Below are 25,396 nucleotides of genomic sequence, written 5' to 3' on the forward strand. Positions count from 1 at the left end.
ATTTATTCCGATGGTGCGCTGGGTGCCGACGGCGGCGCTGTATCAACCGATGGCGCTTCTGATGCAGTGGCATCTTCGGCACCTGTAAACCCTTCGATAAGCCCGCGTGCGTTCTGGAACTGATCGTTCAGCCAAAGGCGGGTATTATCGACGATTTCCACATAAGATTCCATCGGGTCAGCCAGCTGCGGCAGCTGGTCGACAATTTTGTCTGCGAAAAAGTACGGTGCGATCAAAATGGCCAGCAGCAGTAGCATTAAGGTAAATCCACGGCGGAACCCGCGACGTTGTGCAACCTCTTGTTGCTCGGTCTCGGTCAGGTTTGGGCCGTCACCGTTCTGCGATCTGGCACGTAGCTGCTCGTTGATTTCATCGATGCTGGGCACAGATCGCATATTTGCACCTGCCGCAACAGCACCGGTTGCAGCAGCGGCGACTGTGGCCGGAGTGGTCGTATCTTCAGCGGCCATCATCGAAATGCGGCGGCGGGTTTCATCCGTGTTGATAGTTTCAGCTGGGCGGGTAAGCGCAGGCTCGCGTGCATCTTCTTGAACAGGAGTGTCCGGCGTTGCTTTTTGAGCAAGCCCGCCGGTGTTTTCGCGCGCGGCCTCTTGGCGCAAAATATCTGCGATGGATGAATCCAGCGGCTTGCGCTTTGTGATTGCTGCTTCAACACCTGATGCCGCGCTTGAAACAGGGGCCGGGGGCGGTGTTGGTACAACTGTGCTGGCTGCTGGCGGTGTTTCTTCAGTCTGGAACCACGTGTGAGAGCAGCTTGAACATTGAACGTCACGTCCGCCTTCAGGAATCGCATCGCTAGCGATATCATACTGAGCGTTACATTTAGGGCAAATCAGCCGCATTTTTATGTTGTCCTTCTGCCCGACACAAAATTATTAAAAATCACTAAACCTGCATCAATCTACCAACCATAGCATCAAACGCAAAGCTTTTGCATGATTGTGATTTCAGCGGTCATTGTAACCGTGCGCTGATTTAGGCAATACATGCGCGTGACGCAAAGGAAAAACCGTGATTGAATTGGATAACGTGTCATACGGCCACAACGGCACGGCACTTTTTTCTCAACTATCTCTGACACTTGCGCCCGGATCGTTCCAGTTTTTAACCGGACCGTCGGGGGCAGGAAAGACGACATTGTTGCGCTTGTGCTACGCTGATTTGCGCGCGCAAAAGGGTAAGGCGCGGTTGTTTGGGCAGGATGCTGCAACCCTAGATCGTGACGGGGTGGCAATGTCCCGCCGACGGATTGGTGTGGTCCATCAAGACTGCCAGTTCATCGATCATCTGAGCGTAGCCGAAAACATCGCACTGCCGCTGACCGTTGCGGGGCGTGTGTCAGAGGCTGCGGGGAATTTGAAAGAATTACTTTCGTGGGTGGGCCTTGGTCCGCAATCTGGGCGGCTCCCGCCGGAACTTTCGGGCGGAGAGCGTCAACGCGCGGCCCTTGCTCGGGCGGTTATCATGTCGCCTGACGTCATCATCGCGGATGAGCCAACGGGGAACGTTGATTGGGAAATGTCGCAGCGCTTACTTTCGTTGCTGGTTGAACTGAACCGAATGGGCAAAACAGTGCTGATAGCGACCCATGATCTGAACATCATCAGATCACTAAAGTCAGATGTTGATGCACGCGTTTTGCGACTAAAGGACGGGCAGCTGACCACGGCGGGGTCAGTGTTATGAAAGGTTTGCTTGACCTGATCGTCGGTGATCCGCAGGCCGACCGCGTTGTTCCCCCAACAGGTGTCACGGCAAGGCTAACCATTTTTGTGTCTGCTGTGATGGCGTTCTTGGCGATTGTTGCGCTTGCGTTGTCGCTGTCGACTGGGCGCGTCGCTGACCGCTGGGCAGACGAATTGGCGCAAGCGGCGACCCTTCGTCTGCCGGCTGACCCTGAACAGGCCGATGCGCACTTGGCTAAGACGTTGGAAATTCTTGAAACAACACCCGGTGTGGCCAGTGCCCGCGCGCTGACGAATGAAGAACAGCAAGCGTTGTTAGAACCTTGGTTCGGTTCAGACCTGCCGTTTGATACGCTTCCTATTCCGCAACTGGTCGAGATTATCGCAGATGAACCTGCCTATGATCCCGAAGGATTGCAGGCGCGTTTGACGGCTGAAGTTCCCGGTGCTGTTCTTGATGACCATGCAAATTGGCGTGATCCGCTGTTGGCTGCGGCCGGGCGCGTCCGTCTTATTGGCTGGGCGGTTATCCTACTTATTGGTGCCAGCGTTGCCGCGATGATCACGCTTGCGGCGCATGCGTCGCTTGCTGCGAATGCGCAGGTGATCCGTGTGCTGCGGCTTGTCGGCGCGCGGGATGTCTACATCGCGCGTGCTTTTGTACGGCGCTATACGCTGCGTGCTGGATTGGGTGCGATTGCAGGCGTTGTGTTGGCGCTGATTGTGTTGCAAATTTTGCCAGACGGTGGCGGTTTCTTTGCCGAGGTCGGATTTGATGGCGCAGGCTGGATCTGGCCGTTAGTGATACCACTGTTGGCAGCGATCGTCGCATTTTTCGCGACACGCGCGGCGGCAATGGCAAGGTTGAGGGAACAAACATGAGTTATGCAATCCAGTGGCTGCGGTCGCTGATTTTCGTGGGCCAAATGTATGTCGCGATGTTGGTCGTGGGCGTTCTATATTTACCTGCAGCGATTGTATCGCGGCGTGGTGCAATTGCTGCATGTCACGCATACGTCCGATATATACGTTGGTCTTCTGCGTGGATGATCGGGCTCAAGTGGGAAATCCGTGGTGAACCACCAACCGACGAGGTCATGGTTGCCGCAAAACACCAATCATTTATGGATGTTTTGGCGATTTATGGGGCGATCCCGCGCGGCAAATTCATCATGAAGGCAATTCTTAAATATGCGCCTATCATTGGCCAGTTTGGTTTGCGTATCGGATGCATCCCGGTGAATCGTGGCAAACGTGGTGCAGCAATCAGAACAATGCTGGCTGACGTAAAGGCGGGGCGGGCATTGCCCGGCCAGCTTATCATTTACCCTCAAGGTACGCGCATCGCGCCGGGGGTAAAAGCAAAGTATAAAATTGGAACGGGTTTGTTGTATCGCGAATTGGGTCAGCCAGTTGTACCCGTTGCAACAAATGCGGGTCTATACTGGCCGAAACGTGGCATCTATCGCACTCCGGGAACCGTGATTTTTGAATTTCTTCCGCGGATCGAAACTGGCATGGAGGTACCCGAATTCATGCATCAGCTAGAAACTGATATCGAAGCTGCATGTGATCGGCTGAACGCCGAGGCCGGGTTTCATGGATAGTTATACAGTCACAGATGTTGCTGCTCTTGAAGGAATTTACGGCAAGCCCGGCAATGCGTCGTTGATCAAGGTCGCCGATCACCTTACCCCGCTTTATCGTAAATGGATTATGGCATCGCGGTTTTGCATCATGTCGACCGTCGGGCCAGAAGGTACAGATGGCAGTCCGCGCGGTGATGATGGTCCCGTCGTGCAGGAACTTGACCCGAAAACACTGCTGTTGCCTGATTGGCGCGGCAACAACCGCATGGATACCCTGCGTAACATCGTTCAAGACGGGCGGACCAGCTTGATGTTTTTTGTACCCGGTTCAAACAATGTGATCCGGGTGAATGGCACTGCAATTGTCACACTTGACCCCGAACTGTTAGGACGGTTTGATCAACGCGGCAAACAACCCCGCAGCGTCACAGTCATCACCATTGATGAGGTATACAGCCAATGTGCGCGTGCACTTATGCGTGCAGGTGTCTGGACGTCCGACGACGAAAGCGGGGCCCTACCGACGGTCGGCGAAATGCTTGCTGAGCAAGAAGCAGGGTTTGACGGCGCTGAATATGACGCAACTTGGGGTGCGCGCGCCCAAAATACTATGTGGTAGATTGCGACCAAGGCAGGGGTAAGTTGCTATGCTTGCCCAGCCCATAACGCAGGCAAAGCCCGATGACGGCGATACTAATCACCAACCAAATCACACCCCACATCATCGTTGTGCCGCCGAATTCTTCGGCCAGCATACGGGCATCTGAGCGAAGCTGTGATCGCAGAATTGTGTCGCTGATAATGTCGTATGGTACATAAAACATACTGCTCAGGCCGATAACGCGCAGCGCCAAATCGTTCACCGCGTGTCCGAACTTCCACGCAAGCAGCAGCATGCTACTGCCCACCGCAACCGTGAACAAAACTGCGAACGGGGTACGGATGTACAGCAAAGTGATAAGCAACATGGCACAGCCTAGTCCGGCCATGATCAGGCGATCGGCGTTTGTGCGCATTGCGGCGATCAGTAGGCCGACACCAATCAAAAGCGACCCCAAATAGCCAGCCGTCAGTGAGGCAAAGCGATTTCCTCCGCGGCTCCAAACGGCACCACCTTGGTTTTGGTCGATGGAGAAATCCAAAATGTCGCCACCCGTCAAAAGGATAGCGATTGCATGGGACATCTCATGCAAGAAAACAATCAGGATTTTGAGAGGGATGAGGGCGGGTGTCCGCCATAGCGCGAAAACTATGACGGTCAGAATGATCAGTTGCCAGTGCCCTTGAACAAAGGCGCGCATCGGCGATTAGGCAGCCAAACCTTTTGAGCCTAGTTTGAGGTATTTGCTGCGGCGATCCGCACGTAACTTTTCCGGGCTTTTACCATCCAGCTCGGCCAAAAGTGTTTTTAGCTTTGCGCCGACAGATTCAATTGCCTTTTGCGCGTCGCGGTGTGCACCACCCTTGGGTTCAGGGATGATCGTGTCACAAACACCCAATTCGTTCAGGTCTTTGGACGTAAGGCGCAGGGCCTCTGCTGCTTCACGCATCTTTCCGCCGTCTTTCCACAGGATTGACGCGCAACCTTCGGGACTGATCACTGAATAGATCGAATTTTCGAGCATCACGACACGGTTTGCCGTCGCAAATGCCACCGCACCGCCAGAACCGCCTTCACCGATCACAACGCTGATTAGCGGAACGCCAAGCTCAAGACATTTTTCTGTCGAACGCGCGATCGCCTCAGACTGGCCGCGTTCTTCGGCCCCTTTTCCGGGGTAGGCACCGGGGGTGTCGACCAACGTGATCACTGGAATGCCAAACCGATCAGCAAGGTTCATCAGGCGGATTGCCTTACGGTACCCTTCTGGGCGGGCCATGCCAAAGTTACGTTCAATCCGCGATTTAGTATCGTTACCCTTTTCATGGCCGATCACCATGACAGGTTTACCGTCCAAACGTGCGATTCCGCCCATGATGGCGTGGTCGTCAGCAAAGTTACGATCACCTGCCAGTGGCGTATATTCCGTGAAAAGCGCGTCGATGTAGTCTTTGCAATGCGGGCGTTCAGGGTGGCGGGCCACCAGACATTTACGCCAAGGGCTAAGGTCCGCATAAAGTGACACAAGAAGATCAGCCGCTTTTTTATCAAGTGCTTTTGCTTCTTTTTCGACGTCCATTTCTGGATTATCCCGGGCCATGGCGCGCAGTTCTTCTGCTTTGCCTTCAATTTCGGCCAGAGGTTTTTCGAAATCGAGATACTGTGTCATGGGTTGTGCGAACCTTGTTACGAAAGCTGTGTGATATATGGCGTAACGTCAGGCTGATGGCAACGGATGCCGTAAGTTGTTTGCAATTGTGAATGATGTCGGCGAAATAACACAAAGATATTCAATCTCTAGGAGCATATTATGCGAATCATTCTTCTTCTCAGCACCATCGCAGCATTTGCGGCATCTAACGCTTCGGCACAGTCTATCAATTTTGGTGATGACAGCAGCGAATGGGCGAATGACGGCGAATGTGACGACGGCCGCTTTACTGGGCCGGGTCTGACCTCGACACCATTGTTGCAAGAAGACGTTCTTGCCGATGCGACCGATTGTAAGCGTGCGTTTGAAGCCGGGCGGCTGACGCTGGCGGGTGTGGCTGCCGATGGCACAATTGATTTTGGTAACGATAGCGGCGAATGGTCGAACGATCAGGAATGTGACGACATGCGTTTCGCAGGTCCAGGTATGACGTCGACCCCTTTGCTACAAGACGACATCATGCGGGATGCAACAGACTGCAGAGCCGCATTTAACGCAGGCATGCTGACCCTCGCGGGCCAGTAAACCTGTTGCGTCAGCCCGCGATCATCTCGGACTGACGCACAATGACTTCGGCTTGCTTGATCGACGCGATGTCGACCAAGCGGCCTTTGTACACTGTGGCTCCTTCACCACGTGCTTTGGCGTCTTCCATAGCAGCAAGGATTTCGCGCGCCTCGGCAACAGCTTCCTCTGATGGGGTGAATACTTCGTTAGCCAGTGCGATTTGCTTTGGGTGGATCGCCCATTTACCAACCATTCCCAGCGTTGCCGACCGGCGGGATTGCGCACGGTAACCCTCATCGTCTGAAAAATCACCAAACGGCCCGTCGACTGGCAAAACGCCATGCGTGCGACATGCCGCAACAATCGCCGTCTGCGCCCAATGCCATGGATCGGAATAGTGACGCGTGTCACCATGCAGCATGTAGTAGTTTTCTTGCGTCCCGCCGATCCCAGTTGTTTGCATACCCATTGATGCAGCGAAATCGGCAGCGCCCAGTGACATCGCAGCAAGACGAGGTGAGCTCGCAGCGATTTCTTCGACATGCGCGATACCTGCCGCAGATTCGATGATCACCTCAAAGCTGATTGGCTTGGTCCGGCCCTTGGCAGTCTCAATCGCGGTGACCAGCGCATCGACAGCGTAAACATCAGCCGCACAACCGACCTTTGGGATCATGATCTGATCCAAGCGATCACCCGCTTGTTCCAGCAAATCGACAACATCGCGGTACCAATACGGCGTGTCCAACCCATTGATCCGCACGCTCAGGTATTTTGTGTTCCAATCGATTGTGTTGATCGCCTCGATGATATTGGCGCGGGCGGTATCCTTGTCTGATGGGGATACGCTGTCTTCCAGATCAAGGTTGATCACATCCGCAGCGCTCGCCGCCATCTTTGGGAACAACTTAGTGTTCGAACCCGGACCAAACAGCTGGCAGCGGTTAGGACGGGCAGGAGGCGTTGGTTGAAGACGGAATGACATGGCGTTTTCCTTCGTGCATCAAAATTACGAATTTATCACAATTCGAGGTATAATGTTGCGCGATGGATCGCAAGGTAATTGTGCAGGTGCAGCAAACGGACGCGACGGTGTGACGTCGCGTCTTGGTCTTATTCGCGGATATGTTGGGCTTCGCGGGCGATGGACCATTCGATCAGCTGCGACCAAATCGTCTCGGCAAGTTCGGGATCAAGCCCACCTGCAGACGCCGTGCCGCGTACGTTTTCGATGACTTCGTCTACTCGACTGTCGATCCGCGCTGGCAGATCGACATCTTTTTTTAACGCGACCGCCCGGTCAATATAGCCGGCCCGTTCGATTAAAAGCGCAACCAAATCGGAATCAAGCGCATCAATCTGCCGGCGCAACTCTGCCATTGAATGACAAGATGCCGGAGGCGTGCGTGTCATGGATTATATCCCGGCGTCGACAATCGCTTTTGCAAGAACTGGAACCGTTTGCGCGTTTAGACCCGCGATGTTCATGCGGCTGTCGCCAACCATATAGATGCCGTGCTCTGCGCGAAGCTGCTCGACTTTTTCAGGTGACGTACCCAAGCGGCTGAACATCCCACGGTGATCAGCAAGGAAATTGAAGCGGTCACTGTTTGTGAGACGTTTCAGTTCATCCGCAAGCTGTTGACGTAGCGCGAGCATGCCGTTGCGGGTCTCTTCCAGCTCGGCTTCCCAGTCTGCTCGCAGTTTTGGGTCGGTCAGAATTTCGGTCACGACGCGTGCGCCGTGATCTGGCGGGAAGGAATAGTTCTGGCGATTCAGATATGCCAGCGTCTGCTGTGCAAGCGCCTTTTGGTCGGCATCTTTTGCGACGGCCATCAGAATACCAGTACGCTCGCGGTAAACCCCAAAGTTCTTGGAACAGCTTGCCGCGATAAGTACGTTGTCAAAGCTGCTTGCAATACGGCGGGTGGCCACTGCGTCAGCATCCAAACCATCGCCGAAACCTTGGTAGGCAATATCAACAAGTGGAACCGCGCCTTTGGCTTGAAGCTTGGCAATCGCCTGATCCATCTGATCAAGCGTCAGGTTCGCACCAGTCGGGTTGTGGCAGCAGCCGTGAAGCAGAACAACGTCACCAGCAGCGATGCCATCGAGGTCCGCCATCAAGCCGTCAAAATCAACGCCACGGGTTTCTTCGTCAAAATACCGATATTCGGCCATTTTCATGCCAAGGTATTTGATGATCGACGGATGGTTCGGCCATGTTGGGTTGGAAAGCCAAACAGTCGCGTCAGGTGCAGCCATTTTGATCAGCTCAAGCGCTTGACGTATGGCGCCTGTACCGCCCGGTGTTGCAACGGCTGCAACGCGTTCGGCTGGAACGCTGTCAGCCAGAACCAATTCACGCATCGCGGCGCCAAATGCAGGATCACCAGCAAGACCAGTGTAAGCTTTGCTGGTCTGGTCTGCCAAAATCCGACGCTCGGCCTCTTTGACCGCACGCATAACGGGGGTGTTGCCGCTGGCATCTTTGTAAACGCCGACACCCAGATCGACCTTATCGGTGCGCGGATCTTCTTTGTACTTGGCCATAAGGGCAAGAATTTTGTCGGCAGGTAGGGCTGTGAGATTTTCCAGCATTAAGCGGCTCCGGTAGCGATTGGAAGGTCGGCGTACATGCCCCATTCGGACCATGAGCCATCGTAAAGTGAGTGGTCGGTTTTGCCGATCCTCTCGAGGGCGAGCGATAGGATCGCGGCAGTCACGCCCGACCCGCAGGTGGTGATAATTGGCTTTTGCATATCAACGCCTGCATCCGTGAAAATCGTGCGTAGGGCGTTTGCTTGCTTCATCGTTCCGTCGGCGTTCAACAGATCTTGGTAAAACACGTTCCGCGATCCCGGAATGTGGCCTGAACGCAGCCCTTCGCGTGGTTCTTCGGTTTCACCACGGAACCTAGCAGGGGCGCGGGCGTCAACAATGTTATGGTCCCGCAGCTTTGCGGCGCGCGCGACTTCGGTCACGTCCTTCACAAGATCGGTGCGCTGCTTAACGGTCATATGACGGTCGCGGATCGTCGCAGGAGCCTTTGTCGTCTTATGACCTTCGGCGACCCATTTCGGCAGCCCACCATCCAAAACGGCGATATTGGTTTGCCCCATCAGGCGGAACAGCCACCAAACACGGGCAGCTGAAAACAACCCGCTGCCGTCGTAGACAACAACCTGATGCCCGTCGCCTACGCCCATCGCGCGCATGCGCGACATGAATTTTTCAACGGGTGGTACTGTGTGCGGCAGCTCTGACCGGAGATCGCTGATTTCGTCTATATCAAAAAATCGCGCGCCGGGGATGTGACCTTTTTCGAACTCGGCCTGTGCATTGCGGCCTGCATCGGGCAAATACCAAGATGCGTCGAAAATGCGTAGGTCAGGATCTTTTATATGTTCGGCAAGCCAGTCTGTGCTGACCAAAGTTTTGGGGTCATCGGGCGCAGATTTTGTCATGGCATTCACCTTTCGTGGCAATTGCCGAAGGGGTAGCCTGCGCTGTGTATTATGACAAGTCCGACTGCGGCTATAGGTCAGGTAGAACGCGATTTTATTGATCGAATGGCATGTAAAGGACACGAAGGCGCTGCCAAAACGCATTGCGCCCCCGCCAAATGGCGGAGGCGCAAGCAAGCTGTCGTGGCGTATTAGCTGGACATCTTGTTTTTGATCATGCCAGCAATCGCTGTCAGGATAGCACCGCCGCCAGCGCCGCCAGCGATTTGGGTGACCATACCCATGATGTCGCCGCTGCCGCCCGCCATCGCTGCACCGCTACCCAGCATTGCAACCAGTTGACCACCGCCGGCACCGCCAATAAGGCCTGCGATTGTGTTACCGATTGTGCCCAGTGACAGGTCCTTCATCGCGGTACCTGCGGCGTTTCCGCCAACAGCACCCGAGATGAGCTGAATAATCATCTGTTCCATAGTTCGTCCCTTCCAAGTGGATCGTTGTTTTTAGTGCGTCGGTCTGATCCGTTACCGCGCTTGGAAGGAAGGTTAACCAATGATTCGGATTCAGCAAAGGTTTTCCTGCGGCAATTAGTCCCCGTGGCGAAGTAGGCGTTGTTTCTGGCGGCCCCAGTCACGTTTTGCTTCGGTCGCGCGCTTGTCGTGGTTTTTCTTACCCTTAGCGATCCCGATCTTCAGTTTCACTAATCCGCGGTCGTTAAAATACATCACCAACGGGACCAAAGTCATGCCTTCGCGCTTGGTCGCGTTCCAAAGCTTCGATAGCTCTTTGCGGCTGACAAGCAACTTGCGTTTGCGGCGCTCTTCGTGGCTAAACATCGCGCGATCGTATGGCGCGATATAGGCGTTCGTTAGCCAAAGTTCACCGTCATCAACCGATGCATAGCTGTCAGCAATGTTCGACTGGCCGATGCGCAGCGATTTTACCTCGGAGCCATGCAAAATGATCCCGACCTCAAGGTCGCTATCAATCGCATAATCATACCGGGCACGCCGATTTTCCGCGATGACTTTGTAATTCTTATTTTCAGGTTTCTTTGCCATAGTAGGGCGGAGATAGGGCATGTTGCGGTGCGGAACAAGGGATTGCCGCTTTGCATTATACGCTTGGCGGTTATGGTGTGGGTTCAAAACCCCACGAGGCACGTCGTCATGTTCATCCAACTTGCTCTTGGCACCGCTCTTTTGCTGGTCTCCATTTTCGTTGCGGGGCTTAGCTTTTGGGTGATGGAGGTGATGACTATGCGTCTCCATCCATGGTTAACCCGGGAACCGCACCGGCCAAAGCTGATGTTGGTCCTTTGCATTGCCGCGATTTGGGTGATGGTTCAAATGACCATTGGTGTTTGGATTTGGGCGTTTGCGCTGCGTGGGCTCGGTATTTTTGAAGCAATGGAACCCGCAGTCTATTTCTCACTGGTCGCTTTCACAACGCTTGGCTTCGGGGATATTCTACTGCCGATGGAGTGGCGTTTGCTGGGCGGATTGGCCGCTGCAAACGGGTTGCTAAACATTGGCATGGTCACGGCATTATTGGTCGAGGCATTGCGCCAAGTACGCCTTCAACAACTGGCGACCAGAAAGCACTCTGAATGAACGTTCCAATTCTGACAAACACACGTGCCCGGCATGTTTTCCTAGGACGACATGGGCTGACATCCCGTCCGTCAGGTGCGGGCAAGGGCGCGGATTTGGCCGCCGCTATTGATGATCTTGGTTTTGTGCAGCTCGACAGCGTGAACACATTTGCCCGTGCGCACGACCTGATTTTGTGGTCGCGTCGGCAACAGTATCGTCCCTCTGCTCTGCAAAACCTGCTGCACCGGGATCGCAAAGTGTTCGAACATTGGACGCACGATGCGGCTGCGATCCCAATTTCCAGCTTTCCGCATTGGCGTCTGCGATTTCAGCGCGATGAAACCCGGCTTGCGAACAGGTGGAAAGACGACAGACGCGATGACTTTATGTCCAAAACAGAAGAGGTCCTGCGCCGCATATCAGACGATGGCCCTTGTACATCAGGGCAGGTTGGCAAAGACGAAAGCCGTGGTTCCGGTGGTTGGTGGGATTGGCACCCGTCAAAGACAGCGCTCGAATTTTTGTGGCGCTCCGGGCAGTTGTCTGTCCTACGCCGCGATGGGTTTACCAAGGTGTACGACCTAACTGAACGGGTCATTCCTGATGCATTCCGCAGTCATCACCCTGATACCAAAGACACAATCGAATGGTGCTGTGCTGGCGCGTTGGATCGGCTGGGGTTCGCCACAAGCGGTGAACTAGCCGCGTTTTGGGATAACGTTACACCATCAGAGGCAAAAGCATGGTGCACTACCGCGCTGGCCGACAACCGAATTATTGAAGTGGACGTTGAAGGCGTCGATGGCAAGCTACGCCGGTCCTTTGCATGGCCCGATGTGATGGATCGGCCTATCGTGGCGCCAGCGCCTCGCCTGCGCATCCTGTCACCCTTTGATCCGGCCCTTCGCGACCGCAAACGGGCAGAGAGGTTATTCGGTTTTCACTACCGGATCGAAATTTTCGTACCCGCCCCGCAGCGCAACTACGGCTACTATGTGTTTCCCGTGATGGAAGGAGACCGGCTAATCGGTCGGATCGACATGAAACGCGATAATGGCGTCTTGGCCATAACTGCTTTTTGGCCCGAAAACGGGGTGCGCATGGGGGCAGGGCGACAAAGCGCTTTGCACGCAGAGCTAGAGCGGGCCGCGCGATTTGGCGGGTGTAATGACATTTCGTACGATCCAGATTGGCTTCGTGAACGTTGATCAAATAAATTATTGAACGACGTTCATGTTTGTGCTAAGCCGTGATTAAGGAAACGCGGAGGCATGAATGTATTACGTTGCTGAAACAGGAAAACTGGTTGCCGACGGGGTGATTAACCCCGCGCAGGCGGTCGAAATTAAACATCGGGCGCGGGCTGCCATGATTGGACTTTGCGTCAATACGCTATTGATTGCCGGGATTTTGGCTGCGACGTTGGGGCTGGTGTTCTATCTAGCAAACGCACTAAGCGTCGCAATCTGTGGCGGGCTATTCCTTGGGGCCGGGTTGGTGATCCTGCGGTATGGGACACTGGTCTACCGGATGTTCGGCAACGCGAGCGCAATGATCGGTGCGGGGATGCTGATCAGCGGTTCTGGCATTGAATTGGTGGACAAATACCAAGACCAAGCGGGCGCGGTTATGTTTGCAATGGGCGGTATCATTGCCGGGCTTTGCGCATGGCGGTTCGCCAAAGCGCTACCGCACTTGCGCTTTTCGTATGGGGCAGTCCTGTTGATGGGGGCGGCCATGCATTTGTGCGGGGCATATGTTTTTGTCGATGAATACGCCGTTAACTACCCCGAGGGGGTCTATTCAATTCTGCATTTCTATGCATTCGCTGTGATCGCCGCTTGCGGAATGCTTCTTGATATTCGGTTCGTGACCGCACTTGCGATCATTCCGTTCGCCCAGATGCTGGATACAGGCACCGGGTATTTTCACGCGGCATATGTCTTCTACTCACCCGAGCCGACGTTTAGCATCATACAAATGGCTGCGCTGATCGGTCTATGCGTGTGGGCCGCACGCCGTTGGACTGGGCGCATTGCGCGCAATGCGGGTATTCTTGCTATCATGGCCTTCATCGTCGCAAACCTTGCGTTTCTGGTTGGTAGCCTGTGGGGCGATGTCATTGGTGAAACGCTTTGGGGGCCGAATGTCTACTACAGTTACAACGGTAGCTACGAAGACTGGAAACAAGCGCATGACGCATTCATAAAGAACACGCTTGTGATCAGCGAACATGTATTCAGTGTTGTCTGGGCCGTGATCTTGGTCGGGTTGATCGCTTGGGCTGCCATGACGAACCGCCGTGGGCTGTTTAATACCGGGATGACCTTTGCCGGTATCCACGCCTACACCCAAATGTTCGAAAGCTTTTATGACCAGCCTCTGGCGTATGTAATTGCTGGCTTGGCCGCTATTCCGCTTGCGTTTGGACTATGGAGACTGAACCACGTTTGGTTTGCAACCGCAGACTAAAGCGATGAAACCGTAGGGTGGGTTTTAACCCACCCTGCTTTTGTCGCTTAGTTCAGTAGGCCCGCGTGCACCATTGCGGCGCGCATTTTTTCTTTGGTGCCGTCAGACAGCCCCGTCAGAGGCGAGCGAACGTCTTCGTTGCATAGCCCCAGCAGCGACATGCCGTATTTCGCACCTGCTACGCCGGGCTCTGTAAAGATCGCCTCGTGCAATGGCATCAAACGGTCCAGTTGGGTCAGCGCTTTGTCGTATTCGCCAGCAAGCGTGCTTTCTTGGAATTCCGCACACAGCTTGGGCGCCACGTTCGCAGTAACCGAAATGCAGCCGCAACCACCGTGGGCGTTAAAGCCCAGCGCAGTCGCGTCTTCGCCTGACAACTGCAGGAAATCAGTACCGCAGGTCATGCGTTGCTTTGGCACGCGGGACAGGTCGCCAGTCGCGTCTTTGACGCCGACGATCATGTCTAGCTTTGCTAATTCACCCATCGTTTCAGGCGTCATATCAACAGCGGAACGACCAGGAATGTTGTAAATGATGATCGGAAGACCACAGTCAGCAGCCGCGCTAAAATGTGCAATCAGCCCAGCCTGTGTTGGCTTGTTGTAGTATGGCGTCACCACAAGCGCGGCGTCAGCACCAGCAGCTTTTGCTGCTTTGACCAAGCGGACAGTTTCAATTGTGTTATTCGAACCCGCGCCTGCGATCACAGGAATGCGACCAGCGGCTGCTTCGACCACGCAAGCAACGACAGCGTCGTGTTCCGTATGTGTCAGGGTTGGGCTTTCGCCTGTTGTGCCTACAGGAACCAAACCATGTGAGCCCTGAGCCACATGCCAGTTCACCAGCTTTTTCAACGCATCAGTGTCCACTTGGCCGTCTTTAAACGGCGTGACGAGGGCGGGGAGTGACCCTTTGAACATGACACGCATCCTTGTTGCTGTGGGCATTGAATCGCCCGGTAAAATCGCGCGGACACTAGACGGGTTTCTGCCGATTGCCAAGTTTGTGAGTTGTTATTACCAGCCGCAAAGCTACTTTATTTGAAAACAGACGGTGCGGTGACTTTGATGCGAAATATAACCTTTGCGATGGCCGTGGCATTTCTGTCTGCGCCACTAACGGCCCAAGAGGTCGATCCAAAGGCGGTTGCCGCATTAACTGCAGCAAATGTTGACTGGGATGCCGCGTATAGCTTGGCGGCCCAAGCGGATCCTGTGACTGCTGAAGTTCTGACTTGGCTACGTCTGCGCAGTGGCGATGCTGAATTTCAGGACTACCGCCGCTTTGTAACCGCGCACCCGGATTGGCCCGGTTTAGATCGGTTGCGTGCCAAGGCCGAGCCGTTGATCGAAAAAGGGCATTCATCCGATGAGGTCATCGCATGGTTTGCAGATAATCCACCCCAGACTGGCGAAGGTGCGACCCGCTTTGCCGAAGCGTTGATGACAAGCGGGCAGGTTGACAAAGCGCATGACTATCTACGGACGGCTTGGCTTGAACTTGGGTTAAGTGACGATGGCCAAGACGCGTTGATGTCTGCCTTTTCAGATGTGCTGGCACCCTATCATGTGGCACGTGCGGACGCGATGCTGTGGCGATCCCGGCGGACCGATGCGACACGCATGTTGTCTTTGTTAGAGTCTGATCAGCGCGCGCTAGCTGAAGCGCGGATCGGCTATATCGCGGGTAAACGGGACATGCTGTCGCTTTACGAAGCCGTCCCTGCGTCCCTGCGTGAAGACCCTGGATTCGCTTATGATCGCTATAATTGGCGCGCGCAGCGTGGTGATTGGACCGATGCGGTTGCGATGCTTCGCGAGCGATCAACTAGCCGGGCGGCGCTGGGCGCCCCATTCCGCTGGGCAGGTTGGCGCCGTGTGCTTGCCCGTTGGGAAATGCGCGAAGGTCGGGCCGAGCAAGCATACCTTATCGCTTCACGCCATTATCTGGATGAAGGTGCGTTTTATGCCGATTTAGAGTGGCTTTCTGGCTATATCGCGCTGACATATCTTGGCGACCCGACGCGCGCGTTGACGCATTTTGAAAAAGCGTCGGCTGCCGTGTCTGGCCCGATCTCTAGCAGTCGCATGCAATATTGGATGGGACGGACGCACGAGGTCATGGAGAACGCGGATTTGGCGACCCTTGCCTATGGCGCAGCGGCAGCGCATCAGACAGCGTTTTACGGTCTGCTGGCCGCAGAAAAGCTGGGCCGTCCGCTTGACCCGTTTCTCGTTGGGACGACCGTCGAGTGGGAAGGTGCGCTCGTCTTTGAACGGGAGCTAACCAAGGTCGCGTTCATGCTGTTGGCTGGCGGTGAACGTGGCGCAGCGGTGACGTTCTTTGCAGAGCTGGGCAAGACCCTATCGCCCGTCGAGCTGGCACAGGTTGGTGCCTATCTCGACCACTTGAACGAGCAATATTATACTCTGTTATTGGGAAAAACGGCCGTAACGCGAGGGATCGTCATCCCATCGCTTTATTATCCGATCCATGATCTGGCAGAGATGGACCTGCCGGTTGAACCGGCGCTTGCCTTATCGATCGCCCGGCGCGAAAGCGAATTCAACACAACGATCGGCAGCCCTGTCGGTGCTCTTGGGTTGATGCAACTCATGCCCGGCACAGCAGAGGAAGTCGCCGGACTGCTGGATATGCCCTATTCGCGTGGTCGGCTGACGAATGATTGGCGCTACAACGCCACATTAGGGTCGCAATATTTGGCTGGTCTGCAGGAACAGTTTGGGCCGACACCGGTAATGATTGCCGCTGGATATAACGCAGGGCCGGGCCGTCCACGTACGTGGATGGAAGAACGTGGTGATCCGCGTTTACGTGAAATGGATGTAATCGACTGGATCGAACACATCCCATTTCGCGAGACTCGGAACTACGTCATGCGAGTAACCGAGAGCTTGCCAATATACGAGGCACGGTTAACCGGTAAAACGGGCCCGACCGCGTTCACTGATCTGCTCATCGGTGAAAAGCCATTGCTGCGGCCAAGGGCCCGACCAGAGCGCCAGCCGCAAGAAGAAACACCGACGCAGCAGCGGCCAGTTGCTCGCCCCGAAGACGGCTAAGACTTTTGTCGTGCCCGCCACAGGGTGAACAGCCCCGCTGCAATAACGATCGCGCCGCCCAGTGCCACGTTAGGCCGTATAGTTTCTCCCATTAAGAAGACGCCAATTGCGCTCGCAAAAACCAGTTGTAGATATGCAAACGGTTGCACGGCGCTGGCTTCGGCGACCTCGTAGGTTTTGATCAACAGCCAGTGGCCAGTGGCGCCGGTAACGCACAGCGTCGCCATCCATGCCCAATCTTGGCTAGTCATTGGTTCCCATGACCACGCGCCGACAATGGTCATGACGACAGCACCCGCGACGCCCGTCCAAAAGAACGAGGTCACCGTTGTATCTTTGCGTGACGCGTATCGGGTCAAAAGGCCGTATAGCGCGAACATTAATGCCGCGATCAAAGGGATCACCGCAGCGGGCGCAAAGACGGCATAGCCCGGCTGCAAAATGACCAGTACGCCGACAAAGCCAATGCCGATGGCAGTCCAACGCCGCCATCCGACTTGTTCGCCTAACACCGGTCCGGAAAGTGCAGCGATCAATAGCGGGTAGCATGCGAAAACAGCGTGGCTTTCGACCAGTCCAAGTGCCACGAACCCCGTGACCATCACGCAAATCTCAAGCGATAGCAAAATGCCGCGCGTGATTTGCAGGATCGGCTGCTGTGTGGCCGCGGCCTTTTTAATCGATCCTGATTGCTTTTTCGCGATGGTGATGACGAAGGCGGCAAAGAACCAGTACCGGATCATCACGATCATCAGGACGTTGTAGTTCCCTGCCAAGTGGCGCGAGATTCCGTCTTGGATCGCAAACACAAAAGTAGTGGCGATCATGAACATGATGCCAAGGCGCGCGTTATTCTGCATCTTCGATCCGTGCGCGTGTCATGTGGCGTTTGCGCCCATATCCGGGTGTGCGGGTCACGGTGAACCCTGCGGTGGTCAGGCTTTGGCGGACGTGGCCAGCCGCACTATAGGTCGCGGCCGTGCCACCGAAGTTGGTGTGTTCACCGACAGCACGTAAAAGGTCTGTTCCCCACAGTTCAGGGTTCTTGGCGGGTGAAAACCCATCTAAAAACCATGCGTCTGCACTGGCGTTCCATGTGGGAACAGTTTCGCGAGCATCCCCAACGATCACATCAAGCAATGGACCGTCCGGTAATTGTGTTGCCCCGTCGCCCGGTGACCAATGGTCTAGCAGGACGCCTGCGTATTCGGCGACCTCTGGAAAATGCGCTAGTGCGGCCCGCATGTCTTCCTTTGCCATCGGAAAGGCCTCGAAGGACGTAAACCGCAATTGGCCGGGACGCCCTGCCTGATCCCACAGCGCCCAAGTCACCAATAGGTTTAGGCCTGTACCAAAGCCAAGCTCGGCGATCTGAAAGGTGACGCCAAAACGGGCGGGCAGGTCGTTACCATCCAAAAACACATGCCGTGTTTCAGCCAGCCCATTATCGAGCGAATAGTAAGGATCATCGAATTGGGTCGAGATCGGCACACGGCCGTCCCGCCAGTCAAGTTTTGCGGTCTGGTTTGTCATGAGGTCATGCCTTAGGAGTCAGCCCATCTTTGGGCGGAAGGAACCGGAATGGCAACGGCTGATGTGACAGTAATGGGCGCTGGCGTTTTTGGACTATCGGTCGCCTATGCCTGTGCGCGGCGCGGCGCGAAGGTCCAAGTGATCGACCCAAATGGGGTTGCTGCAGGTTCAAGCGGCGGTGTCGTCGGCGCACTTGCCCCACATGTTCCCGAGAATTGGAATGAAAAGAAAGCGTTCCAATTCGAAAGCCTGATCATGGCTGAACAGTTTTGGGCCGAAGTAGAGTCTATTTCAGAGTCTAGCGTTGGCTATTCACGGTCAGGGAGGCTTCAGCCCTTGGCCGATGACCGGGCAGTTGCGCTGGCACGTGATCGGGCGATCACTGCCGCAAAGCTATGGGAAGGCAAAGCGATTTGGGAGGTCGTCCCCGCAGGTCAAGGCGATTGGATGCCACCATCGCCCACCGGCCTGTTGGTTCGCGATACACTGTCCGCATTGATCCACCCACGCCGCGCGACCCGCGCTTTGGCTGACGCGGTGATTGCGCTTGGCGGTTCTGTCGACACTAAAGGCACCGCTTCCGGGCAGGTCGTTTGGGCGACGGGGTGGAAAGGCGTCGCAGAACTGGGCGGCGGCGGCGTTAAAGGGCAGGCTGCAGTGCTGGAATTCAATGCGTCAGGCAAGCCGCAGCTATTTGCAGACGCACTACACATCATTCCACACAGCGACGGCACGGTTGCAATTGGGTCGACGTCTGAACGGGAATTCGGTGATCCAACGACCACTGATGAACAGTTGGACGACGTGCTAACCCGCGCAATCGCGGCGTTTCCGGTTCTAAAGGGCGCGCCCGTGATCGAACGCTGGGCAGGCGTGCGGCCACGCAGCCGTAGCCGATCACCGATTCTTGGGCGGCACCCAAATCGCGACGGCGAATTTGTCGCAAACGGTGGCTTTAAAATTGGCTTTGGCATGGCACCAAAAGCAGGCGAGGTAATGGCCGATCTGCTGCTTGATGGCAGGAACACGATTCCCGCAGGCTTTCACCCCTAGTCGGGCTATTTTCCAAGGCGATCCTTGGATTTTCGGTACAGTCGTTTATTCATTTCCATAAACTGCTGGATCAACTTCGCCATCAAGCCAGAGTCGTTCCCGCGCAAAAAAATAAAGCCTGACAGCGCTGCAAACAACGCGCCTATTCCATCCACAATGAGGTCCCCCATTGTGTCGCGAATGCCGGATTTTTGCATATTCAATCCAAACGTCTGATCCATGAGGAATTCAAAAATCTCCCATGTGGCACCGACAGTCATCGCGACGCAAAATGCTATAAATGCGATTGCGATGGGCGGCGCGGCGTAACGGTCGCCTTCGAACAGCATGAAGACGAACAAGAACCCAATTAGACCAAAGCCCACAGCGGACCCGCCGTGCAGCGCGATATCCCACCACCAGTACCTTTCGTAGAAATCAAACGCTTCGCCCATAAAAACCGTCGCAAATGTGAATAAGGTCGTGGCAACAAGAAACGGCAGGGGGAGCTTTAGGTGAAAACGGGATGCCAAAAATACCGGGGCAATCGCAAGGATTAAGGTGCTGAATGCCACAAAGGCAAGCGACCAACGTGCCGTGACCAGCGCAAGAAGGGCAGCCAACAGCAACAGCCCCCAAAGCACCAGCATCACGCGGCTTTGTTGCAGAACCTTATCAACAAACATGGTCGGGCCTTTTCATTTGCACGTGGCGTCCCCACTTCTATTAGCATGTCTTTATTTAATAAGGGCCTTCGGGTCGCGAGTTACAACATAAGAAAAGCCAAAGGATTGGATCGCAGGCGCGATCCGATGCGCATTGTGCAGGTGTTGAACGGCCTAGAGGCCGACGTGATTGCCCTGCAAGAGGCGGATTTACGACTGGGTGCGCGCCCCGGTGCACTGGCCCGAAACGTGATCGAGGCGGAAACAGATTTCGAAATCGTCCCTGTCGCACGTAATGCCGTCAGCTTAGGTTGGCACGGAAATGCGATTTTGGTCCGAAAGGGCATGAAAATTGGGGCGGTCACGCATATCGACCTGCCGGGGCTAGAACCGCGTGGCGCTGTCCGCGTTGATCTGCCCGCCTTCAGTTTCGTCGCCGCCCATCTTGGGCTCATGCGGCGTCACCGTGTGCGGCAGCTTCATGCGATCGCCAAAGCCGTCGAAGGGGCCGAACGGGTTATTGTTGCAGGCGATTTCAACGAATGGTCTCCGCACAAAGGGTTAGAAGCGCTGGGTCAACTCAACGTCCACGCCCCCGGCCACAGCTTCCACGCGGCACGGCCAATCGCGGCCCTGGACAGGATTGCAATGTCATCAGGACTGGAAATGCGCGACGCGGGTGTCGTCCAAGAAGGACCGGCGCGTCACGCGTCGGACCATCTGCCGATATGGGCGGATGTTGTTTAGACAGACACGTGCTAAGGATGATGGTAGCGAGACCAATTCGACCAGAGCAGCATCGTGGTCGAAGCTGCGAAGTTACGAGAAAGACGCGAAGTATCCCTTGCTCGTATCGAGGTCAAAACGTCCAATGGAACCCAGTCGCCTCTTCAGACACTCTCCATAGTTTTTTCATGGTAGTTTTGTCATAGGCATGAGGATTTAGCGTGCCCTTGCCGACCGGTCCACCTGTTTGCATCATACCTGTCGGACCATAAAGCGCACGGGGTTCCAGCCCGTCTTCGGTCGCGCACATTACTTCTGGAAACGCACCTTTTTGGGCAGTTTGTACCATTGGCGTTTTGCTCATCAGCCACCAAGTAATTCGGGTCATGAGCCCACCACTGGTGCTGATGAGCGAGGTCGCAGATGCACCAGGGTGACAGACATAAACCTGAACATCCTTTCCCGTTCCCTTAAGCCGGTCCTGTAACTCATACGCAAACATCATCTGCGCCAGCTTGCTTTGGCTGTAGACGGGGTTGGCGCTGTAGTTCTTGTCCCAGTTTATGTCGTCGAACTGGATGGTTTTGATGCCCATGTTGTAGCCAAGGCTGGCAACAACGACGATCCGGCCTTTGCTCGCTTCGATCCGGTCAAACAGCATCCCGCACAACACGAAATGTCCATAATGGTTTGTGCCAAGCTGGCTCTCAAAACCATCAACGGTCAGCTTCTGTGTCGGCACTTGCGCGATTGCGGCGTTGCAGATCAGTGCGTCTATCTGGGGAACGGTTTTCAGAACGTCATCTGCCGCTGCGCGGACGCTTGCCAGGTCAGACAGATCCATGCGCACGTAGCTCACATCGGTCTGCGGCCCGAACTCTTCTTTCAGTGCGTTGACAGCGATGATCGATTTTTCGGCGCTACGGTTCAGCATCACGACTTTTGCACCTTTTGACAGCAAAATGCGTGACGCTTGAAATCCGGCGCCAGCATTGCCGCCGGTGATGACATAAGTTTTGCCCGCAAGTGAGCTAAGGTGGTCTGGTGTCCACCCTTTTGGTCCGAAAGTCGTGTCTGCCATCGTGGTGTTCCTTATAGCGTCGGTACTGTTGCCGCGCGATGTTTGTTTTCGTCTTGAAAACGCAAATAGGTCTCACAGGCATACCGAAATAGATGATATTGTCGCTAATACTTGCCTGATTGTAGCAGTTTGGTTGTTCGGGGTAATGTTGAAGTGTTAGACTTGCAGTATGAGCAAAGAACAGATTAAACAGCTTATCAAAAGCCGCATTCACAAAGACGGCCTGACGGAAACCGGGATTGAAGGCGTGCGACTATTTCGTGCTACTCAAGCGATCCCATGCGTTCCGGCGGTATACGAACCCAGCGTCGTGGCAATCGTAAGCGGAGCGAAGGAAGCCGTTTTAGACGGTCAGCGATATGTCTACGACAATAGCCAATACATGTGCTGCCCCATGTCGATGCCCGTGAAGGCCGGGACACCTGCCGCATCAAACGATAATCCTCTGTACGGCGTTATCATGTCGCTGGATAAACGCGTTATGACCGAAATCGCGATTGAAATGGAAAATGCGGGGGGCGCCCTTTCAGCGGTCAAAGGCGATTTGCGGGCAGAGGGGATCAGACTGGCGCGGTGGGACGCGGCTTTTACTGATGCACTGCTGCGGTTGCTACAGCTTGGGGACAATCAGGCGGACACAGCGGTCGTTGGAAATGCGCGATTGCGCGAGTTGTATTATGCGATCTTGAAGGGCGAAGCGGGTATCTTTGCTCGGCAGGCCTTTGGTGCTGGCAACGCCATCGCGAGGTCCATCGCGCATGTGTCGTCCCACTTGAATACGCCTGTTTCGATTGATGATATGGCAACGCGCGCAGGCATGAGCCGCGCCGTGTTTCATCGCAAATTCAAACAAGTGACAACAATGGCCCCGATTCAGTTCGTGAAATCAATGCGGCTCAACAACGCTGCGATGAAGATTGCCGAAGGCGTGACCGTGAGCGAGGCGGCAATGTATGTTGGATATGTTAGTACGTCTCAATTCAGCCGAGATTTTAAACGGATGTACGGGAAGTCACCACGACAATGGAGCAATGCGCAGGATCGTGCGATGACACCCGCTGCGGATGGATGATAATGAGCTCTCTTGTAGGAAGGGTGACCTGACTTCGTCATGCTGACGCGGACGTCTGAGAACACGAATTAAACTTTAGCTAAATTCCGCGCAGCGGCTTTTCTTTGATCTGCAATTTTGCCCATTCATCCCCGATAATCAGACCCTTCCCGATCCAATATCGCGCACATTGCAGCAAAATGTTGATCCCATGTTTCCATCGGATAATCTTCCCAATCGCGGGCGGTTTTTTCCGCGATCTCGTCGCTTAGTACCTTTAACGGCAGGCCTGTTGCGGCGGCTTTGAGGTACGTACCGCAGGCGCGTTCAAAGTAGTATAATTCATCAAAGGCGCGCGCGACACTTTCGGCGGCGGCCATCACACCGTGGTTGCCCATCACCAGAATGCGGTGCGGGCCTAGGGTTTTGGAAATCCGCTCGCCCTCTGATCCTAATCCCATGCCGCCGTATCCGTCGTCATATCCGTAACGCCGGAAAAACCGTGCAGTGTTCTGGTCGATTGGCGGAAGTTCCGCCCCAACAATACATGACAGCGCCGTGGCGTTGTCGGCGTGCACATGCAAGCAGGCGCGGGCGCGCGGTTCGTGACGGTGGAAGGCGCCGTGGATGGCCCAAGCCGTGGGGTCGGGTGCATTTTTTTGACCAACGGTAGGGGCAGGGCCATCGGCGTTGCACAGGATCAGGTCAGACGCTTTGATACGGCTGAAATGTAGCCCTGCTGGGTTGATCAAAAACGTCTTACCATCGTCGGACACGGCGAGGCTAAAGTGGTTCGCGACTGCTTCGTGCCAGCCTTCGCGAAACGCGAGGCGGAACGCAGCGGCAAGTGCGCAGCGTTCTTCGTAGTAATCAAGTTCTGGCATTATTTGGGCCTTCCGAGCGGCATGTGCCGGTTCACGTCTTTGTATAGTAAATACCGAAATGGCCCGGGGCCGCCTGCATAGCAGGCTTGTGGGCAAAAGGCGCGAAGCCACATGAAATCGCCGGCTTCGACTTCGACCCAGTCTTGGTTCAGGCGGTATACAGCTTTGCCTTCCAAGACGTACAGCCCGTGTTCCATGACGTGGGTTTCGGCGAATGGGATGACGCCGCCGGGTTCTAAGGTTACGATGTTCACGTGCATATCGTGGCGCATGTCTGTGGGTTCAACGAACCGCGTTGTTGCCCATTTACCGTCAGTGTCAGGCATTTCGATTTTCGTCGCATCTGATTCATGTGTGACAAAAGGTTCCGGTGCGTCGATGCCATCGACGGCCTGATAGGTTTTGCGGACCCAGTGGAATGTTGCCGCACCGTCGGTGTCGTTTGACAGTGCCCATTCACAGCCCGCCGGTAGGTATGCATAGCCGCCTGTTTTCAACATATGCGTTTCGTCGCCGATCCGCAGGGTAAACCCACCATCGACAACAAACAGCACCCCTTGGGCGGTTGTGTCGGGTTCGGGGCGCGTGCTGCCACCACCGGGTAAGACTTCCATGATGTACTGGCTAAAAGTTTCCGCAAATCCCGACATTGGCCGCGCAAGAACCCACGCACGGGTCTTTTCCCAATGTGGCAGATAGCTGGTCACGATGTCAGTCATCGTGCCCTTTGGAATGACCGCGTAGCTTTCGGTAAACATCGCGCGGTCGGTCAGCAGTTGGGTCTGCGGAGGTAGCCCGCCCTTGGGGCTGTAGTATGGTGCGTTTGTCATGGATTAATCTCCCTTAGGGGCAGTTAACGGCACCCTTGGACCAAGCGATAGGGGGAAGCGCGGGAAAGGATTTAGTTGGAATCTTTGAAGGTGCAGAAATTCATAGTGTTTGCAGTGTAATCCCTGCGTTTTGCAGGTGATCCCGGATGCCGCGGGCCATTTCGACAGCCTCTGGGGTATCGCCGTGCAGGCAGATCGTGTCAATTTCACAGGGGATGCGTTTGCCGCTTTCGGCGATGATGGCCCCCGCTTTGAGCATTTCAAGAATGCGGGGGGCGGCAATGGCCGTGTCGTGCAGCACGGCGCCCGGCAGCCTGCGGTCGACCAATGTACCGTCGTCATTATAGGCGCGATCCGCAAAGATTTCGCCTGCCCAAGCACAGCCCAAATCGCGTACGACGTCTTCCATGGCGGTTGCGGCGAGAACCATGATGATGATGTCGGGATCGACCGCGAGCGCGGCCTCAAAACAAACGCGGGCTAGATCCGCATCGACGCAGGCCATGTTTGACAGTGCACCGTGAAGTTTAAGGTGGCGCACCTTCCCACCGGCACGCCGCGCCATGGCTTGCGCAGCACCCAATTGGTAGGCCACAGCGTTGGCAATTTCATCAGGGGGAATAGGCAGTTGCCTTCTGCCAAAGCCCTTAAGATCCGCAAAGCCCGGATGCGCCCCTATTCCAACGCCGTTTTTGACGGCACGGGCCATGGTCTTGGCCATGACATCTGGTTCGCCTGCGTGAAATCCGCACGCAATATTGGCCGAGGTCACGATATCAAGCAGTGCTGCGTCGTCGCCCATTGACCACGGGCCAAAACCTTCGCCCATGTCGGCGTTTAAATCGACTTTGCGTGTCATGGTA

At 55.2% G+C, this 25,396-nt stretch carries 29 protein-coding genes; 12 read left to right on the forward strand and 17 right to left on the reverse strand.

What is annotated here, in order from left to right; all coding sequences use genetic code 11:
- Positions 1 to 2 precede the first annotated feature (2 nt).
- Positions 3 to 863 carry a zinc-ribbon domain-containing protein gene (locus CYQ09_RS15890; RefSeq protein ID WP_106746363.1) on the reverse strand — a complete coding sequence of 287 codons (861 nt, stop codon included), beginning with the start codon at positions 861 to 863 and terminating at the stop codon, positions 3 to 5.
- Between the two features lie 169 nt (positions 864 to 1,032).
- On the opposite strand from CYQ09_RS15890, the gene CYQ09_RS15895 reads away from it, so the two are divergent.
- From CYQ09_RS15895 to CYQ09_RS15910, 4 genes are read left to right on the forward strand one after another with little or no spacing between them, the layout of a single operon-like run.
- Positions 1,033 to 1,707: a cell division ATP-binding protein FtsE gene (locus CYQ09_RS15895; protein ID WP_106746364.1), complete on the forward strand. Its 675-nt coding sequence runs from the start codon at positions 1,033 to 1,035 to the stop codon at positions 1,705 to 1,707.
- Positions 1,704 to 2,588 (forward strand): cell division protein FtsX, encoded by an 885-nt coding sequence (locus CYQ09_RS15900; protein WP_106746365.1) that lies wholly within the window; start codon positions 1,704 to 1,706, stop codon positions 2,586 to 2,588. Before CYQ09_RS15895 ends, CYQ09_RS15900 begins: the two co-directional genes overlap by 4 nt.
- The gene (locus tag CYQ09_RS15905) at positions 2,585 to 3,313 is read left to right on the forward strand and encodes a lysophospholipid acyltransferase family protein (protein ID WP_106746366.1); all 729 of its coding nucleotides are present in this window, start codon (positions 2,585 to 2,587) and stop codon (positions 3,311 to 3,313) included. The genes CYQ09_RS15900 and CYQ09_RS15905 overlap by 4 nt, the downstream gene beginning before the upstream one ends.
- On the forward strand, positions 3,306 to 3,914 hold the full coding sequence (locus CYQ09_RS15910) for a pyridoxamine 5'-phosphate oxidase family protein (protein WP_106746367.1): 609 nt from the start codon (positions 3,306 to 3,308) through the stop codon (positions 3,912 to 3,914). The genes CYQ09_RS15905 and CYQ09_RS15910 overlap by 8 nt, the downstream gene beginning before the upstream one ends.
- On the opposite strand, the gene CYQ09_RS15915 is transcribed toward CYQ09_RS15910, so the two are convergent.
- On the reverse strand, positions 3,904 to 4,596 hold the full coding sequence (locus CYQ09_RS15915) for a M50 family metallopeptidase (RefSeq protein WP_106746368.1): 693 nt from the start codon (positions 4,594 to 4,596) through the stop codon (positions 3,904 to 3,906). The genes CYQ09_RS15910 and CYQ09_RS15915 overlap by 11 nt on opposite strands.
- A 6-nt stretch (positions 4,597 to 4,602) precedes the next feature.
- Entirely contained in the window at positions 4,603 to 5,565 is a 963-nt protein-coding gene (locus CYQ09_RS15920; protein WP_106746369.1) for an acetyl-CoA carboxylase carboxyltransferase subunit alpha, read from the reverse strand.
- A gap of 141 nt (positions 5,566 to 5,706) precedes the next feature.
- Between CYQ09_RS15920 and CYQ09_RS15925 the strand changes: the two genes are divergently transcribed.
- Positions 5,707 to 6,132, forward strand: coding sequence for a hypothetical protein (locus CYQ09_RS15925; RefSeq protein WP_106746370.1), 426 nt, complete (start codon positions 5,707 to 5,709; stop codon positions 6,130 to 6,132).
- Between the two features lie 10 nt (positions 6,133 to 6,142).
- Here CYQ09_RS15925 and CYQ09_RS15930 read toward each other — a convergent pair whose 3' ends face one another.
- The 6 genes from CYQ09_RS15930 to smpB all read right to left on the reverse strand — a co-directional run bounded on the left by CYQ09_RS15930 (position 6,143) and on the right by smpB (position 10,642).
- Positions 6,143 to 7,099 carry an L-malyl-CoA/beta-methylmalyl-CoA lyase gene (locus CYQ09_RS15930; RefSeq protein WP_106746371.1) on the reverse strand — a complete coding sequence of 319 codons (957 nt, stop codon included), beginning with the start codon at positions 7,097 to 7,099 and terminating at the stop codon, positions 6,143 to 6,145.
- A gap of 128 nt (positions 7,100 to 7,227) precedes the next feature.
- A complete protein-coding gene (locus CYQ09_RS15935) occupies positions 7,228 to 7,527 on the reverse strand; it encodes a chorismate mutase (protein ID WP_106746372.1) in 300 nt (99 codons plus the stop codon).
- A 3-nt stretch (positions 7,528 to 7,530) separates the two neighbouring features.
- Positions 7,531 to 8,715 carry an aromatic amino acid transaminase gene (locus CYQ09_RS15940; RefSeq protein ID WP_106746373.1) on the reverse strand — a complete coding sequence of 395 codons (1,185 nt, stop codon included), beginning with the start codon at positions 8,713 to 8,715 and terminating at the stop codon, positions 7,531 to 7,533.
- A complete protein-coding gene (gene sseA, locus CYQ09_RS15945) occupies positions 8,715 to 9,581 on the reverse strand; it encodes a 3-mercaptopyruvate sulfurtransferase (protein WP_106746374.1) in 867 nt (288 codons plus the stop codon). The genes CYQ09_RS15940 and sseA overlap by 1 nt, the downstream gene beginning before the upstream one ends.
- Positions 9,582 to 9,772: 191 nt before the next feature.
- The gene (locus CYQ09_RS15950; protein WP_106746375.1) at positions 9,773 to 10,054 is read right to left on the reverse strand and encodes a hypothetical protein; all 282 of its coding nucleotides are present in this window, start codon (positions 10,052 to 10,054) and stop codon (positions 9,773 to 9,775) included.
- A gap of 114 nt (positions 10,055 to 10,168) precedes the next feature.
- Complete coding sequence (gene smpB / locus CYQ09_RS15955) at positions 10,169 to 10,642, reverse strand: SsrA-binding protein SmpB (protein ID WP_106746376.1); 474 nt, start codon at positions 10,640 to 10,642, stop codon at positions 10,169 to 10,171.
- 108 nt (positions 10,643 to 10,750) lie between these two features.
- Between smpB and CYQ09_RS15960 the strand changes: the two genes are divergently transcribed.
- From CYQ09_RS15960 to CYQ09_RS15970, 3 genes are all read left to right on the forward strand, one after another.
- Complete coding sequence (locus tag CYQ09_RS15960) at positions 10,751 to 11,194, forward strand: ion channel (RefSeq protein WP_106746377.1); 444 nt, start codon at positions 10,751 to 10,753, stop codon at positions 11,192 to 11,194.
- Entirely contained in the window at positions 11,191 to 12,384 is a 1,194-nt protein-coding gene (locus CYQ09_RS15965; protein WP_106746378.1) for a winged helix-turn-helix domain-containing protein, read from the forward strand. Before CYQ09_RS15960 ends, CYQ09_RS15965 begins: the two co-directional genes overlap by 4 nt.
- A gap of 67 nt (positions 12,385 to 12,451) precedes the next feature.
- Positions 12,452 to 13,648 (forward strand): hypothetical protein, encoded by a 1,197-nt coding sequence (locus tag CYQ09_RS15970; RefSeq protein WP_106746379.1) that lies wholly within the window; start codon positions 12,452 to 12,454, stop codon positions 13,646 to 13,648.
- 47 nt (positions 13,649 to 13,695) lie between these two features.
- On the opposite strand, the gene dapA is transcribed toward CYQ09_RS15970, so the two are convergent.
- Positions 13,696 to 14,568 carry a 4-hydroxy-tetrahydrodipicolinate synthase gene (dapA, locus tag CYQ09_RS15975; protein ID WP_106746418.1) on the reverse strand — a complete coding sequence of 291 codons (873 nt, stop codon included), beginning with the start codon at positions 14,566 to 14,568 and terminating at the stop codon, positions 13,696 to 13,698.
- Between the two features lie 147 nt (positions 14,569 to 14,715).
- Here dapA and CYQ09_RS15980 point away from each other — a divergent pair, with 147 nt between their 5' ends.
- Complete coding sequence (locus CYQ09_RS15980) at positions 14,716 to 16,731, forward strand: lytic transglycosylase domain-containing protein (RefSeq protein ID WP_239495976.1); 2,016 nt, start codon at positions 14,716 to 14,718, stop codon at positions 16,729 to 16,731.
- Here CYQ09_RS15980 and CYQ09_RS15985 read toward each other — a convergent pair.
- Positions 16,728 to 17,591, reverse strand: coding sequence for a DMT family transporter (locus tag CYQ09_RS15985; RefSeq protein ID WP_106746380.1), 864 nt, complete (start codon positions 17,589 to 17,591; stop codon positions 16,728 to 16,730). The genes CYQ09_RS15980 and CYQ09_RS15985 overlap by 4 nt on opposite strands.
- The gene (mnmD, locus tag CYQ09_RS15990) at positions 17,581 to 18,264 is read right to left on the reverse strand and encodes a tRNA (5-methylaminomethyl-2-thiouridine)(34)-methyltransferase MnmD (protein WP_106746381.1); all 684 of its coding nucleotides are present in this window, start codon (positions 18,262 to 18,264) and stop codon (positions 17,581 to 17,583) included. The genes CYQ09_RS15985 and mnmD overlap by 11 nt, the downstream gene beginning before the upstream one ends.
- A 48-nt stretch (positions 18,265 to 18,312) precedes the next feature.
- Between mnmD and CYQ09_RS15995 the strand changes: the two genes are divergently transcribed.
- A complete protein-coding gene (locus CYQ09_RS15995; protein ID WP_106746382.1) occupies positions 18,313 to 19,317 on the forward strand; it encodes an NAD(P)/FAD-dependent oxidoreductase in 1,005 nt (334 codons plus the stop codon).
- Between the two features lie 5 nt (positions 19,318 to 19,322).
- On the opposite strand, the gene CYQ09_RS16000 is transcribed toward CYQ09_RS15995, so the two are convergent.
- Entirely contained in the window at positions 19,323 to 19,982 is a 660-nt protein-coding gene (locus tag CYQ09_RS16000) for a hypothetical protein (RefSeq protein ID WP_106746383.1), read from the reverse strand.
- Between the two features lie 45 nt (positions 19,983 to 20,027).
- Here CYQ09_RS16000 and CYQ09_RS16005 point away from each other — a divergent pair, with 45 nt between their 5' ends.
- Positions 20,028 to 20,708, forward strand: a complete 681-nt coding sequence (locus CYQ09_RS16005) for an endonuclease/exonuclease/phosphatase family protein (RefSeq protein WP_106746384.1) — start codon at positions 20,028 to 20,030, stop codon at positions 20,706 to 20,708.
- A 112-nt stretch (positions 20,709 to 20,820) separates the two neighbouring features.
- On the opposite strand, the gene CYQ09_RS16010 is transcribed toward CYQ09_RS16005, so the two are convergent.
- Positions 20,821 to 21,768: an SDR family oxidoreductase gene (locus CYQ09_RS16010; RefSeq protein ID WP_106746385.1), complete on the reverse strand. Its 948-nt coding sequence runs from the start codon at positions 21,766 to 21,768 to the stop codon at positions 20,821 to 20,823.
- A 169-nt stretch (positions 21,769 to 21,937) separates the two neighbouring features.
- Here CYQ09_RS16010 and CYQ09_RS16015 point away from each other — a divergent pair, with 169 nt between their 5' ends.
- Complete coding sequence (locus CYQ09_RS16015) at positions 21,938 to 22,840, forward strand: AraC family transcriptional regulator (protein ID WP_106746386.1); 903 nt, start codon at positions 21,938 to 21,940, stop codon at positions 22,838 to 22,840.
- A gap of 125 nt (positions 22,841 to 22,965) precedes the next feature.
- Here CYQ09_RS16015 and CYQ09_RS16020 read toward each other — a convergent pair whose 3' ends face one another.
- The 3 genes from CYQ09_RS16020 to CYQ09_RS16030 form a co-directional block, all read right to left on the reverse strand.
- Positions 22,966 to 23,703 carry a class II aldolase/adducin family protein gene (locus CYQ09_RS16020; protein ID WP_106746387.1) on the reverse strand — a complete coding sequence of 246 codons (738 nt, stop codon included), beginning with the start codon at positions 23,701 to 23,703 and terminating at the stop codon, positions 22,966 to 22,968.
- The gene (locus CYQ09_RS16025; protein ID WP_106746388.1) at positions 23,703 to 24,533 is read right to left on the reverse strand and encodes a bifunctional allantoicase/(S)-ureidoglycine aminohydrolase; all 831 of its coding nucleotides are present in this window, start codon (positions 24,531 to 24,533) and stop codon (positions 23,703 to 23,705) included. Before CYQ09_RS16025 ends, CYQ09_RS16020 begins: the two co-directional genes overlap by 1 nt.
- A gap of 100 nt (positions 24,534 to 24,633) precedes the next feature.
- Positions 24,634 to 25,392: a LamB/YcsF family protein gene (locus tag CYQ09_RS16030; RefSeq protein ID WP_106746389.1), complete on the reverse strand. Its 759-nt coding sequence runs from the start codon at positions 25,390 to 25,392 to the stop codon at positions 24,634 to 24,636.
- Positions 25,393 to 25,396: the final 4 nt, after the last annotated feature.

Origin of the sequence: Yoonia maritima (assembly GCF_002933395.1) — a bacterium.
In the GTDB taxonomy this organism is placed as follows: Bacteria; Pseudomonadota; Alphaproteobacteria; order Rhodobacterales; family Rhodobacteraceae; genus Yoonia; species Yoonia maritima_A.